Consider the following 18,361-nt stretch of genomic DNA (forward strand, 5'->3'; position numbering starts at 1 on the left):
AAAAACGGGAAGCAGCAAGCCTTAATAATCATATAATGACAAAGATCATAAAAAACAAGGGCAACCCTTGATAAAAGTTGCCCTTGTTCAATTAGTTACCACTATTGGGTAAGAAGTCCCAATATTCGCACTAAATATCTATCAATTTCTCAAATATCTATAGCTTGAACTGATGAACCAAATCACCTTGCTGATTTGCCAGAATCGTTAGGTTTTGGCTTGCTTCAGCAATCGACGACATAGCTTGGTAACTCTTATCGGCGATGTGGTTGATGTCTTCAATATTGCGCGCGATATCTCCCGATGTTTCACTTTGTTCAGCCGCTGCCTGAGAAATGTGCGTGCTCATATGGCTGATCTCAAGAATCAGCGCTTGAATCTCTTCCATCGCACTATTTGCACTTGAGGCCTGTTCAACCGACATGTCCATATCGCTCATACAGCTTTCAATGACGTTGCTTGCTGTTTTCGAGCTTGATTGCAGGTTGCTGATCATGGTCTCAATTTCAGACGTTGATTGAGTGGTCTTTTGTGCCAGTACGCGTACTTCATCGGCAACCACGGCAAAACCACGACCTTGCTCACCCGCACGCGCCGCTTCGATTGCCGCATTGAGTGCAAGTAGGTTGGTTTGTTCAGCAATACCACGGATAACATCGAGGATTGAGCCAATCTGGCTACTCATCTGTTGCAGTTCACCTACCGCGCTGACAGACTCAGTAAGTCGAGCCTCAAGCTTGTTGATGGTGCTGATGTTGGTGTTCATGATTTGACGACCAGATTCAGAAGCCGATTCTACTTGTTGAACCATGGTTAATGAGCTTTGCGCGCTGTTCGCCACTTCTTGAACTGAATGAGACATCTCTGTCATAGCCGTCGCGACTGTCGCTGTTTGCTCGCGCTGACTGTTCAGTTGAACCTGTGTTTCTGAAGACGTTTTTTGGTTTACGCTTGCCGTTTTGGTCAAGTCATCGGAAGCGTCATTCAGTTTCACGAGAATATTACGTAGGTTGTCGGCCAAGGTGTTGATGTGGCGGCTCACACGACTGAATTCGTTATCATAACGAATGTCGATTCGTTGAGTCATATCGCCTTCAGTTAGGCCTTCCAATGTACCTAGGATGCGAGTTAATGGCTCTCTTACACTATGTGCAATGTGGTAGCCGATTGCTGCGGCGAATACCGTTACAACAATACCAATCGCAATCGCATTGAACAGACCTTTATCGTAGATGCTGCTTGCGTCTGCTAATGATGAGTTCAACTGTTCTTCTGCAGTCACGTTGAATGAATCCAATACCGCCATCGCTTGGTCTATTTCAACGGCAAGATTGGCGATGTTGATGTACAGCGCTTCTTTCGCTTTTAGGTAGTTGTTGTGTTTGTCTAGCACGCCACCTTTCTGGCCAACGTCTTTCGTGAATTTTTGTACGGATTCATCGAAGACATTTTTAAGCGCAGGCAGTTGTGTGGATAAACCACGGTAAGCGTAGTTTAAGTGAGTCACGGCTTTCTTATTCTGGTTTACCGCTTTTTGCACGAAGGACACATCAGAACTCGCTAGGGCGTCTGAGGTGATAACTTCAGCGTCTTGCAGTTTGATGAAGTAGCTTTTCGCCATCACTTTTACAGAGATGCTTTTTTGGTCGGCAACGTACTCTTTCATGCCAACGGTTAATTCCGAATGTAAGCGTTGGAAGTCACGAGAGGCTTTTTGTACTTGCTCCTGTGCTTCAAACATCGCCACGTAGTTATTCATCGCTTCATCAGCTTCAGCAAAGTAACGCTCTTCCATTGCTCGTAACTGCACGATACGCTCAGTTAGCGAGGCATTGTTTTGACTTGCCGCTTCTAAACTACCTAGAACTTGAGAAAAAGAGTTTTGTGATGCCGCAAACTCTGTACGCATTGCAGACATGCGCTCAGCATTTTGTGTGGTTAAGAAGTCTTTGAATGACTTATCAGCAGAGAGCAATTGGACGCTTGTTTGATTTGAAAGCGCAACAAGCGGTAATGAGGTTTCTGAGACACTCTCAAAATTGCTGTGTATCTGATTCATGCTGTTCATCATGATGGTTATCGTGACTGCGAACATGATGATGATCAGTGCGAAACCAGCGTACATACGCTTGATCACAGATCCCTTCATGGCTTTCTCCCTAAATAAAATGCAGACCTAATGTCAGGTCAATGTAAAACTAACAAAATTGTCAGCATTCTATTGAGCTCCGCTTACGCATTTTATGACGCACACAACAAAAATAGCCCTCAGTTATAATCAGCATGCCATTCTTGAGAGCTAAGGCTTGTTTTCTTTGATTTGAACGGTGTTTTTTATTATGCTTTAAAGCGGATTTATTGTGGTTTGTTGCGGCATAGCGCATACTCAAAACATTAAAAACTCAATGTTTTATCGGAGAAAAACATGGCTGAAGAAACCATCTTTAGTAAGATCATCAATAAAGAAATTCCTGCAGATCTGCTATACCAAGACGACTTAGTAACGGCATTCCGTGATATCAACCCTCGCGCTCCTAGCCATATCCTAATTATCCCTAACAAGCTGATTCCTACAACCAACGATGTTGAAGTGGAAGATGAAGCAATGATGGGACGTATGTTTACTGTTGCTCGTAAGTTAGCAAAAGAAGAAGGCATCGCAGAAGACGGTTACCGTCTTATCGTGAACTGCAATTCTCACGGTGGCCAAGAGGTTTACCATATTCACATGCATTTGGTTGGTGGCCGCCCGCTTGGCCCGCTTTTAATGAGTTAATTAAAAGGCTAATGAGCTAACGAAACAGTTAATGATCTCGTTAATACAAGTTAATGGGTTAGTTAACATAAACAGCCAGTTGGAAAATTTGTTGTTTGTATGCCAACTTTAAGTTTTATCTGTTGTCTGAATATCGGCATCGCCTAGGCAGAGCCTAATTAAGCAGGATAACAACCTGCTTGAGATCCTTTTAACAACACGTTTCGTTTTGATAATGAGACTAGGGTCTGTTGATTTTTCGAGCTGATTTTTGCAGCACTTTGTGGGAAATTTCTACAAGGCAGAGGCTTTGAAGTGTAGCTAGCCTACATGAGAAGCTGATAACGCAGTAGAAATGAACCACAAAGACTGCCCGAAGGGTTCGGCTAGAATCGTTTTATGCTTTGTTAAGAAGTATTAACTTAGAATGACTAGGCTATATACTCCTTGCCGCGCCTAAAACGATTCTATCTCGAACAAAATTTAACCACGAAAGGTCAGCAGACCCTGACAAAGTTGGCATTTTAAACATGCACGGAGACGATAAGTGAAGCAACAGTTTAGATTCGCTTCCATTGCCCTGTTATCGGCGTTGACCGCGGGTTGTGCGAGTATGTCTGCAGGCAGTTTGTTCAGTCATTACAGCGCTCAAAACAAAGATATCTATCAAGCAGTGAAATCTGGGGATTATTCAGAGGCTCAGCAGGAGCTACCAGATTACATAGCTGGCGACATCCTTGATAACTTTGAAAGAGGCAGAATTAATCTGTTGGATCAAAAATACCCTGAAAGTAAGTCTTCGTTTGAATTGGCTGATCAGGCAGTAAAAGATCAACAGAACAAAGCCGTAATTTCTATTTCAGACAGTGCAACCAGTGTGGGTGCGTTGGCTGTGAACGATAATATTACCGAGTATGTGCCGCCTGATTACGAGTTAGGCTTTCTTCATCTCTATCTCGGTTTAAATTATCTCAAGAAAAACGACTTAGAAGGTGCGGTGATCGAAATGCGTCGCGCCAACCAAGTTCAAGAACAAGCAAAGAAGCAACGTGAAGCTGAATTAGAAAGTGCAGCCAACGATGCGAAGAAGCAGGGAGTGTCTGCCAATGTGGGTAGCATTCTTGCCAATTATCCAGACGCGGGTAAAAAGCTGCAGTCGGTGCAGAATGCGTATCTGATGTTTTTATCGGGTCTGCTTTATGAAGCTTCAAACGACTTAAATAGCGCCTACGTTGACTATCGACGTGCTTTGGCTGTGATGCCAAAGAACCAAGAAATCATTGATAGAACGATGGCAACAGCCGCTCGTTTAGGTATGCGACAAGATTTAGCGACACTCGAAAAGCGCTACAAGCAATCGTCTAAGCTTGGCAATGGTCAAGGTCGTGTGATTGTGCTTCAAGAGCAGAGCGCTGTTCAAGCTATGGACAGTTGGCGCTTAGATTTACCTATTTATGACAGTCGAGATCAGGGCGCAATATATTCTCTGGCGCTGCCATATTATCCAAGCCAAAACGTAGAGCGTTTTTCTGCCTTACGAATCAGTGGACAACCGTTACAAGAACATTTGATTACGGATGTAAACGCGATGGCTCAAAACGATTTATCTGAGCGAATGACGAGTATTGTTATTCGCCAAGCGTTGCGTGTGGTCGCGAAAGATCGCATCCGCAAAGAAGCGACCCAAGGTAATGATGTGGGTAACATTCTGTTCAATGTCTGGAATACCTTTACGGAACAGCCAGACACGCGTAGCTGGCAATCTTTACCCGCAGAGATCAAGAGCAGCACGTTTGTAGCAAATAGCGGTCAATATACGTTAGAAGCGGGTGCTAGAACGTATGACTTTGATATTAGAGAAGGGCAGACCACCTTGGTTTGGATTTCTCGACAAGGCAATAACGCAACAATGTGGCATAAACAGCTAGGGAGGCTGTAATGAAAAAGTGGTTAGTGAGCGTAGCAGCGGTCATCGCTCTGGCTGGTTGTGCTGATAACACAGCAGGTGTGAGGGTTGATAGCCTAACTCAAAACGTATTCTTTGGTGACAACGTGCTAGGCAGTCGACTTGCCGTTGATGATATCCGCACTGATCAAATTGATGGTCACACAAGAGGTATTGTTCGTTTAAACAGTAACTATAAAGGTGATCAACATATCCTTTATCGTTTCTACTGGTACGACGATGCTGGGCTTGAGGTCAACCTAAAGCAAGGCCCTTGGAAACAAGCGATTGTTCGTGGCTTTGAAAGTATTTCGTTGTCGGAAGTGTCGGTAAACCCGAAAGCAACTCAGTTCCGAGTTCAGTTCCGAGAGCAGTAAGCTCTGCGAGAATAGACATAGTTAGAGTGAGCTCGAGTTATATCAGTTCGATTCGGGCCACAGAAAGCGGATTTATTGATTCGCTAACATAAGAATTTAAGAGTGAGGGTAACCCCGCTCAGTGATAAGTTGAGGAAACAAAATGAAAAAGAGTGTCATTGCGCTACTAGGTTTAGCGGTTATTTTAGGCGGTTGTTCAAACAAGGTAAGCTACGGTGATGCACAAGCAGTAGAAACCACAACAATCGATTTCGGTTCAACAGATCTTCAAACGATTGCTGGCGAAATGGTCGATAGCATGATGGCTTCTGGTTCTGTTTCTTACATCACACGTGAGCAGCGTCCAATCGTCTTCGTAGAACGCATCAAGAACAAAACCAGTGAGCATATCGATACTGAGTCAATCACTGACACTATCAGTACTAAAATGCTGAACTCTGGTAAGTTCCGTTTCGTTGATATGGACCGTGTAGAGTCTGTTCGTGATCAACTGAACTTCCAAAACAACGATGAGCTTGTAAACCAAAGTTCAGCGATTCAGTTTGGTAAAATGGTCGGTGCTCAGTACATGTTGTACGGCAACCTATCAAGCATCGTGAAGAAAGACGGTAGCGATGAAGACGTATACTACAAAATGACAATGCGTCTAATGGATCTTGAGTCTGGCTTAATTGAATGGGCTGACGAGACTGAAATCCGTAAGCAACAATCTAAGAGCCTACTAGGTCTTTAATTTCGCTTACTTGCCAATCAAACGCAGCCGGTAAAGACAGCGTTTGATTTGGTCACACGCCAATGCAGTACATGATGTGCTGTGAATAAAAGACACTGGCTTTTGGTCAGTGTCTTTTTTGTAGGGAAATGGAAACGTTTATAGGGAATGAGCAATGGCAATTTTTTCTTGGCCTGAGGCTAAGCTTCTTGATACCAGTTTGAGTTCGCTGGATGGTTACTTTTCTGAACCACCGGTTAGAGCACAGACGCTGACCGGCGGTTTAACCAATCGATGTTGGAAATTGGTGTTGGCCGATGGTACCGCCTATGTTTGGCGTCCGATTACTCCGATTACCAAGGCGTTCTTCATCTCTCGTCATGAAGAGTATCAAGTGCTCTCTGCTATTGAGCGCCTAGATATCGGACCAAGTCCGATAGTGGTCAATGAGCAAGGCTTATTGGTTGAATGGATTGCAGGTGAGACGCTTTACGAAGGCTTAGAGCTTGATGATTTGTTGAAAACGCTGATCTCGGTGCATTTGGTTAATACGGCACGTTTGCCGCTCCAACCGTTCAGTTTCACAGCGCGAGTTGATCATTACTGGCTTCAGCTTGATGCGGTTCATAAGACTGAAGCCTGTACCAAGATTTATCAAGAGTGGCGCGTGGCTCCAAGTATTCCAAGTGTAGACCTGTCTTTGTGTCATTTTGATCTCGGTGGCTATAACCTTGTGAAGAACCAAGATGGGATTAAGATCATTGATTGGGAATATGCAGCCTTAGCAGACCCAAGGCTTGATCTTACGTTAACCATTGCTGTTGCGGATGTTCCGGTGATTGAAGCCGTTAACAAGTACTGTCAGCTAAGAGGTATTCATGATGTTCAGCCTTGGCTTGATGGCGTAGAGGCTTGGCTGCCGCGAAGTCGAATGATGGCGATGTTGTGGTATTTACTGGCACATCAGCTCTGGGGCGATGAAAGTTATCTGCGTGAAGCTGAGTTACTGAGTCACACTTTCTGTAGCTAGGATCACGTTTAGGAAGTGAAAAATATAATTTCGTTGGTGTTCCCTTTAAAACCTTATTTTTCATGTTAGATTAATTAAAACGTACCAATATTCAACAGGGAGGTACTAATGATTATTTATCTACACGGCTTCGACTCAACTAGCCCGGGCAATCACGAAAAAATACTGCAGTTGCAATTCATTGATGATGACGTTCGTTTCATCAACTACAGTACTTTGCATCCAAAGCACGATATGCAGCATCTTCTTAAAGAAGTGCATAAAGTGATAGAACAATCTGATGATCCGCACCCTATTATCTGTGGGGTAGGCTTAGGGGGTTTTTGGTCAGAGCGTATTGGTTTCTTATGCGGGATTAAGCAAGTGGTTTTCAACCCTAACCTGCAACCTGAGAACAATATGGTGGGTCGAATTGATCGTCCTGAAGAGTATGAAGATATTGCGACGAAGTGTGTCGCTCAGTATCGTATGAAAAACAAGGGACGCTGTTTAGTTGTGTTGTCTCGTGAAGATGAAATTCACGACAATACGCGAACGGAAGCTGAACTTGGCGATTACTATGAGGTAATCTGGGATGAAAAAGAGAGCCATAAATTTAAAAAGATCTCTCAACACCTTCAAGCAATGAAAGCGTTTAAAAACGCCTAACCCACCCCTCTATTTTATAAAAGCAGCACTCGTTTGAGTGCTGCTTTTTTACATCTGAATCCTAGGAGCTGGCATTGATAAAACGGTTGTATATGTTTTATCGATGAGTTTGCGCATTTGTAGATAAGCTTGCGCAAACGTTAACTAATTCGCCCCGAATCCTCATTGTGGGTAAGGATTTTTGTTGCGGTCATCTTTTTGCTATATATAATGTTCCCAAGCAAAATATTTTGATAAATATCAAGAAAAATTGAGAGCGAGTGATAAAACTTGCCCATTATTTGTGCTCTACCTCTCAGGTAGTCACCTTTTTTATCCACGTGAGCAAAGCGACAGGCCAATGTTTGTTGTTTGTAATCCCTCTAACTACTCGGTGAGCTGTCGTTATTCTTTTTCGCGGTTATCCAATTTGTAACAGCCTTCGCATTCAAGGCCGAGTAGATACATAGAATTTATCGGTTGGAGTAATCGAGCCGAACCCCATTTATTCATTTTGTAGAGGATTGTCATTGTGACAAAAATTATCGTAGTAGGCGGTGGTGCTGGTGGTTTAGAACTAGCAACTAAGCTAGGCCGCACTTTAGGTCGTAAAAAACGTGCCCAGATTACTCTGGTTGACCGTAAAGCAAGCCACCTATGGAAACCATTACTTCATGAAGTAGCAACAGGTTCACTGGACGAAGGTGTTGATGCATTAAGCTACCGCGCACATGCAAAAAACCATTACTTCGATTTCCAAATGGGCAGCCTGAACGACATCGATCGTGAGCGTAAAGTGATTGCACTGAGCGAACTGAAAGATGATCACGGTGAATTGCTGATGCCAAGCCGTGAATTGGAATACGACATTCTAGTGATGGCAATTGGTTCAACGTCAAACGACTTCAACACTCCTGGCGTTCGTGACAACTGTATTTTCCTTGATAGCCCAGAACAAGCTCACCGTTTCCGTACGGAAATGAACAACCAGTTCTTAAAACTTCACGCTAAAAACGGTCAAGGCACTGTTGATATCGCGATTGTTGGTGCTGGCGCTACAGGTGTAGAGCTTTCTGCTGAGCTTCACAACGCTGTGAAAGAGCTTCGTACTTACGGTTTTGGTGATCTAGATTCAAGCAAGCTGAACGTTAACCTTGTTGAAGCGGGTGAGCGAATTCTTCCAGCTCTACCACCTCGTATTTCGAGTGCCGCGCACTCTGAGCTAACTAAGCTTGGTGTTAACGTGCGTACTAACACTATGGTGATTCAGGCTGATTCTGAAGGTCTAACAACCAAAGATGGCGATAAGATTCCAGCGCAAATCATGGTTTGGGCGGCGGGTATCAAAGCACCAGACTTCCTGAAAGATATTGGTGGTCTTGAGACTAACCGTATCAACCAATTGGTTGTGAAAAACACGCTGCAAACCACGCTTGATGATAATATCTTTGCTATTGGCGACTTAGCACAATGTACACAAGCGGATGGTTCATTTGTTCCACCTCGTGCACAAGCTGCTCACCAAATGGCAAGCTGCGCATTCAGCAACATCATTGCTAAGCTGAACGGCCGTGACCTGAAAGATTATGTCTACAAAGACAAAGGCTCGCTTGTTTCACTAAGCCGTTTCTCTACGGTAGGTAGCTTGATGGGTAACCTGACTAAAGGCTCAATGATGGTCGAAGGTCGTATTGCTCGCGTGGTTTACATCTCTTTGTATCGCATGCACCAAGTCGCGCTTCACGGCATCATCAAAACGTCGTTAATGATGTTGGTAGGCCGAATCAACCGTGTGTTGCGTCCAAATCTGAAGCTGCACTAATTAATTGGTGATTTTCAGTGAATAAAAAAGAGCTCTTCGGAGCTCTTTTTTGATCGTGTCGATGACGTGCTGTTTTTGCAGGCTTAATAACTTAATAATTAAAGAACCTAAGAACCTAAGAACCTAAGAACCTAAGAGGTTGGAGGCAATACAGAATAAACCACGCCGTCTTTTGGTTTGCCGTTAAAGATAAAGCGGTTCTTGGCAATGGTTTCACGCTCTGCGCCACACTTCTCAATCAGCCTTTGGCTTGGTAGGTTTTCTGTATCGCAAACAATCTCTAAACGCGTTAGTTTGAGTTGAGCAAAGCAGAATTCAAATAACGTCAGCATCGCTTCTTTGGCAATCCCTTTTCGTTGAAACTCGTCGCCAACCCAATAACCTAAACTTGCCATATTGAAGGTATGGTAAAGCTCATTAATTGCCACCATTCCAACTAGTTGATTGCTGTGGCGTTCAAAAATACCAAACCCAAATGCGTCTGCTTTTACCCAATTTAAGCGGGTAGCCAGAATGAATTTTTCGGCTTCTACAATAGAGAACGCATCGTGGCACCAGTCTACCCATGGAAATAGGCTAGGGGATGTTTGGATCAACCGAGAGAACTCAGGAGCGTCTGTAGCTTCAATAATTTTGAGGCTGAGGTGTTGAGTATTTATCTGAAAGTCAGGGCTCATAAGAAATACCGAATTACATGTAAGTACTGAACAAAGGATTCAGTACAGAATAAAGATAGATAGTACTTAATAAAACGCCCTCACTAGGAGGGCGGATTTTGAATTATTTATATAATTATAGCCGAATCGGCAAGTAACTTACTGCGCTACACGTCGAACTTGAATCACCATACCTAGAAGCGGGTGATCAAGGTAGTGAGTTTCTGTACTACGCATACGACGCTTTTGATCCATGCGGTAGCTCTTAAGGAACTCTTCTACCTGTACCGTCGGTGAGATCTCAGTTAAGTTGCCCACTTGAACATTGCTGTCTGCACCGCTTACTGGTGTGTCTAATTCAATAGGCTGTTCTTTCAGAGTCACTTCACGAACGCTTGGCGCTTTTAAATCGAGCGTGGTTTCAGCGTATAGGTAATGCTGCACGTAGATCTGTAGCTTGCCGTCTAGTTCGTATAGTGGCTTATCAATGGTCTCTTCTTTGAATCCATCTGCACTGCCTGCGGTGATAGCACCTTTTTCAGAACCATCTGCATTGAAATCTTTAGAGAAGTCTTTACCTGCTTGAATATGGAAAACCGGAGCTGAGCTCTTACCTTGGTCACCTTGACGCCACGCAGTATGCATCAGAACTTCAAAGCCTGCATGCTTACGCAGTTTGTCTTTCTGAGGCGTTAGCTTGTACTCTGAGTAAGGCAACATTTGTACGCCTTTCTTAGATCGGTATTGGGTATCTTGAAATGAACCAACGCGCTCAAGTGAAATCTTCGGCTGAGTGTTCGGCCAAGATTCGTTGACTTTTTCGGCATCAACTGCGCGCTTGAAAATGATCACTTCTATATCAAATTGTCTCTGAGCCAAACTTGGCAGTGAGACGAACAATAGTAGCAGTGGGATCAGTCTTTTCATTTTTACTCCGTCTTCCAGTCGCTGTTACGGCTGGATAATTTATATGTGCAGTGGATTGGGTTTTATGCCGAAGGCAGCAAGTTCTGTCTGAATTCGCCCAATAAATCACTAACAAATTGAATTCGTTTCCGTCTGTCTACCAATGGTATCGTAAACTTGAACTTTGTTGGTCCTTCCATTGAAAACTTTTGCGGTTGGGATTGCAATAGTTTAACAAGGTAGGCCGGGTTTATGTCAGCATCTGGGTAGAATTCTAAGAATCCGCCCTTGTCGTGAGCTTCAATTTTCTTCGCTTTAATTGACGCAGCCGCTAATTTTAGCTCAGAAACTGATAATAAGTTCTTGGTTGCATCAGGAAGAGTGCCAAAGCGGTCGATCAGTTCAACTTTAAGCTCTGCCAGTTCATCCGTGTCACTGACGCTCGCAATACGCTTGTAGGTCGATAATCGAGTATTGATGTCTGGGATATAGTCATCTGGCAATAACGCAGGTAGACGCATTTCGATTTCAGTTTGTTCACGCAGTAGGTCATCAAGCGATGGCTCTCGACCTTCTTTCAATGCTTCAACTGCTTGTTCAAGCATTTCCATATACAGCGTAAAGCCAACCGATTGGATCTGACCACTCTGCTCGTCACCCAACAGTTCACCTGCGCCACGAATCTCTAAATCGTGAGTCGCTAGGGTAAAGCCAGCGCCCAGATCTTCCAAAGAGGCAATCGCATCTAATCGCTTAATGGCGTCTTTGCTCATCGCTTTCGGGTGCGGTGTTAGCATGTAGGCGTATGCTTGGTGGTGCGAACGACCCACACGACCACGTAATTGGTGCAGTTGCGCTAAACCGAGATTGTCGGCTCTATCCATCAAGATAGTATTCGCCGTCGGAACATCGATACCTGTTTCGATGATGGTGGTACATACCAACAGATTAAAACGCTGATGGTAGAAGTCATTCATGATGCGTTCTAGTTCGCGCTCTCGCATTTGACCATGAGCGACCGTTACACGAGCTTCTGGAATTAACTTCTGTAGGGACTCGGCTGTTTTTTCAATGGTGTCGACTTGGTTGTGCAGGAAGTAAACCTGACCACCACGCATGATTTCACGCAGTACCGCCTCTCTTACTACCGCATCATCACTCTCTCGAACAAAGGTTTTTATTGCTAAGCGTCGTGCTGGTGGCGTTGCGATGATCGAAAGATCGCGCATGCCACTCATCGCCATATTCAGCGTTCGTGGAATAGGCGTTGCGGTTAGCGTTAGGATATCAACATCGGCACGCATCGCTTTCACTTTCTCTTTCTGACGCACACCAAAGCGGTGTTCCTCATCGACAACCAACAGGCCAAGGTCTTGAAATTTGATTTCACTAGAAAGTAGTTTGTGAGTACCCACTAAGATATCGACTTTGCCGTCAGCGACATCTTGCATGATTAACTTTTGCTCTTTAGCTGATTTGAATCGAGATAGAACCTCAACACGAATCGGCAAGTTGGCGAAACGGTCTCGGAAGTTTTCAAAGTGCTGCTGAGCAAGTAGGGTAGTTGGTACTAATACCGCGACTTGTTTGTTGTTGTCGGTACACACGAACGCGGCACGCATTGCGACTTCTGTTTTACCAAAGCCCACATCACCACACACTAAGCGGTCCATGGCTTTTGCTTGGCACATGTCAGACATCACAGCATTGATTGCCATCGCTTGGTCGTCGGTTTCTTCAAAAGGAAAGCCAGATTTGAAGGTTGCGTATTGACCACGATCCAATACAAACTTGTAGCCAGGTTTGAGCTCACGCTTAGCGTAAACATCAAGTAATTCTGCGGCAACATCACGGACTTTTTCAGCGGCGCGTTTACGAGCTTTTTGCCATGCTTCGCCACCGAGTTTGTGCAGTGGTGCAGAATCTTCAGCACCACCTGAATAGCGGCCAATCAAATTCAGAGACGCAACCGGCACGTATAACTTGGCATCGTTTTGATACTCAAGCGTTACGTATTCGGTTTTCATGCCGCCGGCTTCAAGTGTTTGCAAGCCGATATAGCGGCCAATACCGTGGTCAATGTGAACAACCGGTTGGCCCGGTTTAAGTTCTGCTAAGTGACGGATTACGGTATCGCTGTTAACGCTTTTCTTGTCTTTCTTACGACGTTGTATAACGCGATCGCCTAATAAATCACTTTCACAGATAAGAGCGATGTTTTGCTCTTCCTGGATAAAGCCGTGTTCAGCTGAACCTAATATGAGGCTGAACTTGTCTTTGGCTTTAATGGCCGCATCAAGGTTTTCAACTTCACTTGGTCGTACTTTAATGCCATTGAGTAATTCACTCAGAGCTTCACGGCGACCTTCAGACTCAACCGAAAAAACCACTTTGCCATCGAAGGCTTCCGTGAATTTTCTGAGATTGGCTAGCGGCTCTTTATTTTGATGCTGAACACTCAAGTCTGGCAGAGATGCAACCGGTAGGTTGATACGGCCAGCTTTTTCTTCAATCGTGTCTAAGCTCAGGTTAACTTGTGGTTTTTGCTTAAAGTGAGCGAATAGCTCATCTTTTTTCAGCCACAATTGCTCTGGATTCAATAAAGGTCTTAGTGGGTCAACACCACGTTGTTCGTATCGGTGAGCAACGTCGGTAAGGAAAGCATCAACGGCTGTTTCTACGTCACCAAGAACCAAGAGTTGCGCTTCATCGGCAACGTAATCGAATAAGGTTTCGGTGTGGTCAAAAAACAGCGGTTGCCAATATTCAATACCGGCAGGCCACGTTCCTTTTGAAACCTGCATGTAGACAGATTCGGGTTCACGGCGCGCATCAAATTGCTGACGCCAGCGAATTCGGAAATCTTCGATTGCGCTTTCTGAGGTCGGAAACTCGTGTGCTGGCAGTAAACGGATCTCAGAAATGTCTTCGATAGAGCGCTGGTTTTCAGGATCGAAAGTACGGATGGTGTCGATCTCGTCATCGAAAAAGTCGATGCGATATGGGTCTTTGCTGCCCATAGGGAACAAGTCGAGAATTGAACCTCGGCTTGCGTACTCACCGGGGCCAAATACTTGATCAACGTAACGATAGCCTGATTTTTCAAGCTGAAGACGCAGCTTTTCCAACGAGTAGAGATCGCCCGTTTTTACCATTAAGGTATGTTGCAACAAGAAGTCACGCGGCGACTGACGTTGTAGTAGCGTGCTGATCGGAACGATCGTGATGCCATCTTTTAACGTTGGCAATGCATAAAGTCGCGCGATACGGTCAGAAATGATCTCTTGATGTGGCGAGAAGCTGTCGTATGGCAGTGTCTCCCAATCAGGGAATAGTGCCACTTCATGTGACGTAAACTGCTCAATTTCTGATTGAAGCTTGAGTGCGATCTGAGGATCGGGCACCGCAAGTAAAGTATGGCTGTTATGCTGCTCCGCAAGTTTAGCGATAGCAAGCGCGAGAGATGAACCAACTAGGTTGCCGATGTGTTTTTTATCACCGGCGCCCTTGAGCTTAGGTAGTGTAAAAATGGATTGTTTTGTCATGTCTATTTACTTGTTATCTCGTTCTAGAGAGCGTTGACGTAAGAGCTTTTGTTGTTGATGAAGTGCAGCCTTGATCAGCAAGTCTTGGTCAGTATCACGAAGATGAGCGTATTTGAATTTGATTTCGAAGCCTGAATCTTTTGGTTCGCTAGCGAAGACTTCCGCGTAGCAATAAATAGCGGCGGCTGGGTGCTCGATAAAGAGCTTAGCTTTAACCAAGCGACCCGCTTCGATATCTGTTTTGGAAAAACAAGAGAACTGACTCGCGCCAAATGAATACGTGTGGGTACGAAATTGTTCATCATCTTGCTGCGACAACATAAAGCTCAACAAGAGGTTTAATTTAGAGTTCTGTGCATCCAATAAACTGATGACATTCTTCAAGTCGCTGTTTTTCAGTTCGTTGCGAGCACTATCGGCTAATAGGTCCAATTGGCTAAACTCACTTGCCACAACAAAAGGGGCAGGGATCTCCGATTCGAACTGAATCTGAGAAGGTAAAGCGAAGTTACTGTCCATTGGCTCAATATTAGCGGTAAGGCTGTGGTGAACGGTGAAAAACTCTTGTTCTGTCATGCGTTAGTTCCTTGAAGTGATCTATTGATTATCGCTATGTGGCCGCAGTAATCAAGGTCAGTTAATTGAAAGTCTCAAATAGTTGTTTGAAAGTTGGCTATTTGACAAGGTTCTGTTTTTCAAGCCTAACTAATTGAGTTAATTCACTCTATATTTTCAATTAACCCCTACACAGTAACGGCAATACCCGTTACATTAACCCGCATCTCCTTTAGATGGTTCAAAGTATGTTTCATCCTATTTCATTGTTTGTTGGCCTGCGTTATTTGAAAGGCCGTTCAGGTGATCGCTTTAGCCGTTTTGTTTCTTATATGTCGACAGCCGGAATCACCATTGGTGTGCTGTCTCTGGTTACTGTTTTGTCGGTAATGAATGGATTCGAAGCGCAGTTAAAAGACCGAATTCTTGGTGTACTTCCTCAAGCCGTTGTATACGAGCAAGGAGGCACTACGTCACTTTCTGCTCAAGCGCCTAGCTTTGCGGAACAAATGTCACTCAATGGCCACGTAGAACCTATTGTTCGCAGTGAAGCGGTGATCCAAAGTCCTGCTCAGTTATCTGCGGGCTTGTTAATCGGTATTGAGCCAAATTCCGATGACCCTCTTCAGAATCATTTAATTGCAGGCAGACTGTCTTCACTCAAAGCTGGCCAGTATCAGCTTTTCCTTGGTCATACTTTGGCAAGAAACTTGAAAGTGTCTATGGGTGACAAAGTTCGCTTAATGGTCACTAGCGCCAGCCAATACACTCCGTTAGGGCGTATTCCTAGCCAACGAAATTTTACCGTAGCTGGCATTTTTAACACGGGCTCGGATATCGATGCTCAATTGATGGTTACCGACATCAAAGACGCAGGGCGATTGATGCGTTATAAGTCTGATACGATTTCAGGCTGGCGACTGTTTTTTGATGACCCATTTGAAGTCGCAAATTTATCGAATACCCCGCTACCAGAAGGTTGGGTGTGGAGTGATTGGCGTGATCAACGTGGCGAGCTTTTCCAAGCCGTTCGTATGGAAAAAAATATGATGGGCTTGATGCTTGGGCTGATTATTGGTGTTGCTGCGTTTAATATCATTTCTGCGCTGATTATGGTGGTGATGGAGAAGCAATCCGAAGTCGCCATCTTAAAAACGCAAGGTATGCGTGATGGCCAAGTCATGGGGATCTTCATGGTTCAAGGTGCAAGTAGTGGTGTGATCGGCGCATTATCTGGTGGCATCCTTGGCGTGATCTTAGCTTCGAACCTCAACACTATTTTAGAGGTGATGGGTGTCGCTCTGTTCTCATTTGGTGGGCAACTGCCAATATTGATTAACCCAATCCAAATTGCGGTTGTTGTGGTTTTGGCTATTGCACTTAGCCTTGTCGCGACTGTATTTCCTTCTTATCGTGCATCTTCTGTGAAACCTGCTGAGGCCCTTCGTTATGAGTAATTTCCTTCAATGTAATGATATCCGTAAAACGTACCGCGAGGGTTCGTTGGATACCGAAGTCCTCAAAGGTGTCAGCTTCGAAATTGAAAAAGGCGAGTTGGTTGCAATCATTGGTACCTCCGGTTCCGGTAAAAGTACGTTATTGCATATTTTAGGTGCATTGGATGATGCTTCTGACGGCAGCGTGAGTTTTCTCGGGCAGGACTTAGCATCTTTGAGTTCGAATAAGCAAGCCAAGCTTCGTAATCAGCACCTTGGTTTTGTTTATCAATTTCATCATCTTCTTTCGGACTTCTCGGCGCTTGAAAACGTAGCAATGCCGTTGCTAATTGGTGGTGAAAAGCCTGCTAAAGCAAAAGAAGAAGCACAACGTTTGTTGGATAAAGTCGGATTGAGTCATCGTGTTGACCACAGACCTTCCGAGCTTTCTGGTGGTGAGAGACAACGTGTAGCGATTGCGCGAGCTTTAGTTAATAAGCCGGCTTTGGTGTTGGCGGATGAACCAACAGGTAACCTCGACCACAACACAGCACTGTCTATTTACGATTTAATGCGTGAATTGAACCGCGAATACGATACCGCTTTCTTGGTTGTAACCCATGATGGCGAACTTGCTGGCAAGATGGACCGTCAATTGCACATGCAAGACGGTTTGCTGGTTAACGTAGAAAAAGAGGAGAGCTAAGTGTTTTCTTTTTTATCTCTATTGATAGGTGGCCGATTTAGTCGGGCGAAGCAACGAGACAAGTTGGTCTCGTTTATCTCTCTGTCTTCGACGATCGGTATTGCCGTTGGTGTCGCGGTGATCATCATTGGTTTGTCTGCGATGAATGGCTTTGAGCGTGAACTGCAGTCACGAGTGCTTTCTGTTATCCCGCATGGAGAATTTGAGGGCGTCAATGAACCTGTGACACGCTGGGAGCATGTGATCGAACAAGCGACCCAACATGAAGATGTTGTCGCAGCTGCGCCTTATGTGAAAATTACCGCGCTTGCCGAAAAGGGCAAAGAGCTGAAAGCAATTGAAGTTCGCGGTGTTGACCCACAACTTGAGCAACAAGTCTCAAGCCTATCGAGTTTTATCGATAAGCAAGCTTGGAGTGAGTTTAAGGCAGGGCAACAACAGATTATCTTGGGCTCTGGCGTGGCCAATGTACTTGGCGCGAAAGTGGGTGATTATCTGACTCTGATGATCCCGACGGTGAATGGGTCAGTGAAAGTTCAAGCGCCTAAACGTGTTCGAGTCAAAGTTGTTGGTTTGCTGACGCTTAACGGCCAAATAGATCACAGCTTGGCTCTAATCCCGATTGGCGATGCGCAAGTCTACGCAAACCTAGGCGAGGCAGTGACAGGGGTTTCTTTAAAAGTGACCGATGTGCTGAACGCAAACTCGATTGTGCGTGAAGTGGGTAACCAGCTTGATGTGTACGTGTACTTACGTAGTTGGCAACAGAAGTTTGGTTTCTTGTACCGAGATATCCAGTTGGTTCGCACTATCATGTATCTAGTGATGGTATTGGTTATTGGTGTAGCTTGTTTCAATATTGTCTCGACGCTAATGATGGCAGTAAAAGACAGAGCATCAGAGATCGCAATATTAAGAACCATGGGCGCATCGGACGGCCTTGTGAAACGCATTTTCGTTTGGCAGGGCGTATTCTCAGGCGTGTTAGGTAGCTTGGTGGGCAGTGCAATAGGCGTGTTAGTCGCGCTTAATCTCACGACTCTTATCAAAGGGCTTGAAAAGTTGGTCGATCACCAGTTCTTGTCCGGTGATATCTACTTTGTCGACTTCTTGCCTTCGCAACTCGATATGACGGATGTTGTTGTAGTTTCTGGTACTGCTATTGTTCTGAGCTTACTTGCTACGTGGTACCCAGCATCACGCGCGGCGAAGTTAAACCCGGCCTCAGTACTTAGTTCTAAATAGCATTAGCCTCAATAATAAATCAGTCCCGTTTCGATAAATACAAA

Annotated in this window: 15 protein-coding genes; 10 read left to right on the forward strand and 5 right to left on the reverse strand. The window is 44.7% G+C overall.

Annotation, left to right across the window (positions count from 1 at the left end; translation table 11 throughout):
* Positions 1 to 157: 157 nt before the first annotated feature.
* Positions 158 to 2,149 (reverse strand): methyl-accepting chemotaxis protein, encoded by a 1,992-nt coding sequence (locus QWZ07_RS10870; RefSeq protein WP_017107628.1) that lies wholly within the window; start codon positions 2,147 to 2,149, stop codon positions 158 to 160.
* A gap of 276 nt (positions 2,150 to 2,425) precedes the next feature.
* On the opposite strand from QWZ07_RS10870, the gene hinT reads away from it, so the two are divergent.
* From hinT to QWZ07_RS10905, 7 genes are all read left to right on the forward strand, one after another.
* The gene (hinT, locus tag QWZ07_RS10875; protein ID WP_004736268.1) at positions 2,426 to 2,776 is read left to right on the forward strand and encodes a purine nucleoside phosphoramidase; all 351 of its coding nucleotides are present in this window, start codon (positions 2,426 to 2,428) and stop codon (positions 2,774 to 2,776) included.
* A gap of 526 nt (positions 2,777 to 3,302) precedes the next feature.
* A complete protein-coding gene (locus QWZ07_RS10880; RefSeq protein WP_192852700.1) occupies positions 3,303 to 4,694 on the forward strand; it encodes a COG3014 family protein in 1,392 nt (463 codons plus the stop codon).
* Entirely contained in the window at positions 4,694 to 5,077 is a 384-nt protein-coding gene (locus QWZ07_RS10885; RefSeq protein WP_017107630.1) for a YcfL family putative periplasmic lipoprotein, read from the forward strand. The genes QWZ07_RS10880 and QWZ07_RS10885 overlap by 1 nt, the downstream gene beginning before the upstream one ends.
* Positions 5,078 to 5,219: 142 nt before the next feature.
* A complete protein-coding gene (lpoB, locus tag QWZ07_RS10890; RefSeq protein ID WP_017107631.1) occupies positions 5,220 to 5,810 on the forward strand; it encodes a penicillin-binding protein activator LpoB in 591 nt (196 codons plus the stop codon).
* Between the two features lie 154 nt (positions 5,811 to 5,964).
* The gene (locus QWZ07_RS10895) at positions 5,965 to 6,819 is read left to right on the forward strand and encodes a phosphotransferase (protein ID WP_192852701.1); all 855 of its coding nucleotides are present in this window, start codon (positions 5,965 to 5,967) and stop codon (positions 6,817 to 6,819) included.
* Positions 6,820 to 6,927: 108 nt separating this feature from the next.
* Positions 6,928 to 7,467 (forward strand): alpha/beta hydrolase YcfP, encoded by a 540-nt coding sequence (ycfP, locus tag QWZ07_RS10900; RefSeq protein WP_017107632.1) that lies wholly within the window; start codon positions 6,928 to 6,930, stop codon positions 7,465 to 7,467.
* Positions 7,468 to 7,978: 511 nt separating this feature from the next.
* Positions 7,979 to 9,268 (forward strand): NAD(P)/FAD-dependent oxidoreductase, encoded by a 1,290-nt coding sequence (locus QWZ07_RS10905; RefSeq protein ID WP_065103861.1) that lies wholly within the window; start codon positions 7,979 to 7,981, stop codon positions 9,266 to 9,268.
* A gap of 131 nt (positions 9,269 to 9,399) precedes the next feature.
* Here the strand turns inward: QWZ07_RS10905 and QWZ07_RS10910 are convergent, their stop codons facing one another.
* From QWZ07_RS10910 to QWZ07_RS10925, 4 genes are all read right to left on the reverse strand, one after another.
* A complete protein-coding gene (locus QWZ07_RS10910) occupies positions 9,400 to 9,945 on the reverse strand; it encodes a GNAT family N-acetyltransferase (protein WP_017107634.1) in 546 nt (181 codons plus the stop codon).
* Between the two features lie 138 nt (positions 9,946 to 10,083).
* Positions 10,084 to 10,851: a peptidoglycan binding protein CsiV gene (locus QWZ07_RS10915; RefSeq protein WP_017109953.1), complete on the reverse strand. Its 768-nt coding sequence runs from the start codon at positions 10,849 to 10,851 to the stop codon at positions 10,084 to 10,086.
* A gap of 62 nt (positions 10,852 to 10,913) precedes the next feature.
* Complete coding sequence (mfd, locus tag QWZ07_RS10920) at positions 10,914 to 14,375, reverse strand: transcription-repair coupling factor (protein ID WP_192852702.1); 3,462 nt, start codon at positions 14,373 to 14,375, stop codon at positions 10,914 to 10,916.
* A 6-nt stretch (positions 14,376 to 14,381) separates the two neighbouring features.
* Entirely contained in the window at positions 14,382 to 14,951 is a 570-nt protein-coding gene (locus QWZ07_RS10925; RefSeq protein ID WP_009847150.1) for a hypothetical protein, read from the reverse strand.
* Between the two features lie 227 nt (positions 14,952 to 15,178).
* Between QWZ07_RS10925 and lolC the strand changes: the two genes are divergently transcribed.
* From lolC to lolE, 3 genes are read left to right on the forward strand one after another with little or no spacing between them, the layout of a single operon-like run.
* A complete protein-coding gene (gene lolC, locus QWZ07_RS10930; RefSeq protein WP_192852703.1) occupies positions 15,179 to 16,387 on the forward strand; it encodes a lipoprotein-releasing ABC transporter permease subunit LolC in 1,209 nt (402 codons plus the stop codon).
* Positions 16,380 to 17,072, forward strand: a complete 693-nt coding sequence (lolD, locus tag QWZ07_RS10935; RefSeq protein ID WP_017083246.1) for a lipoprotein-releasing ABC transporter ATP-binding protein LolD — start codon at positions 16,380 to 16,382, stop codon at positions 17,070 to 17,072. Before lolC ends, lolD begins: the two co-directional genes overlap by 8 nt.
* Entirely contained in the window at positions 17,073 to 18,317 is a 1,245-nt protein-coding gene (gene lolE / locus QWZ07_RS10940) for a lipoprotein-releasing ABC transporter permease subunit LolE (protein ID WP_192852704.1), read from the forward strand.
* The last annotated feature ends 44 nt before the right edge of the window (positions 18,318 to 18,361 follow it).

This window comes from Vibrio lentus (genome assembly GCF_030409755.1).
Classification (GTDB): Bacteria; Pseudomonadota; Gammaproteobacteria; order Enterobacterales; family Vibrionaceae; genus Vibrio; species Vibrio lentus.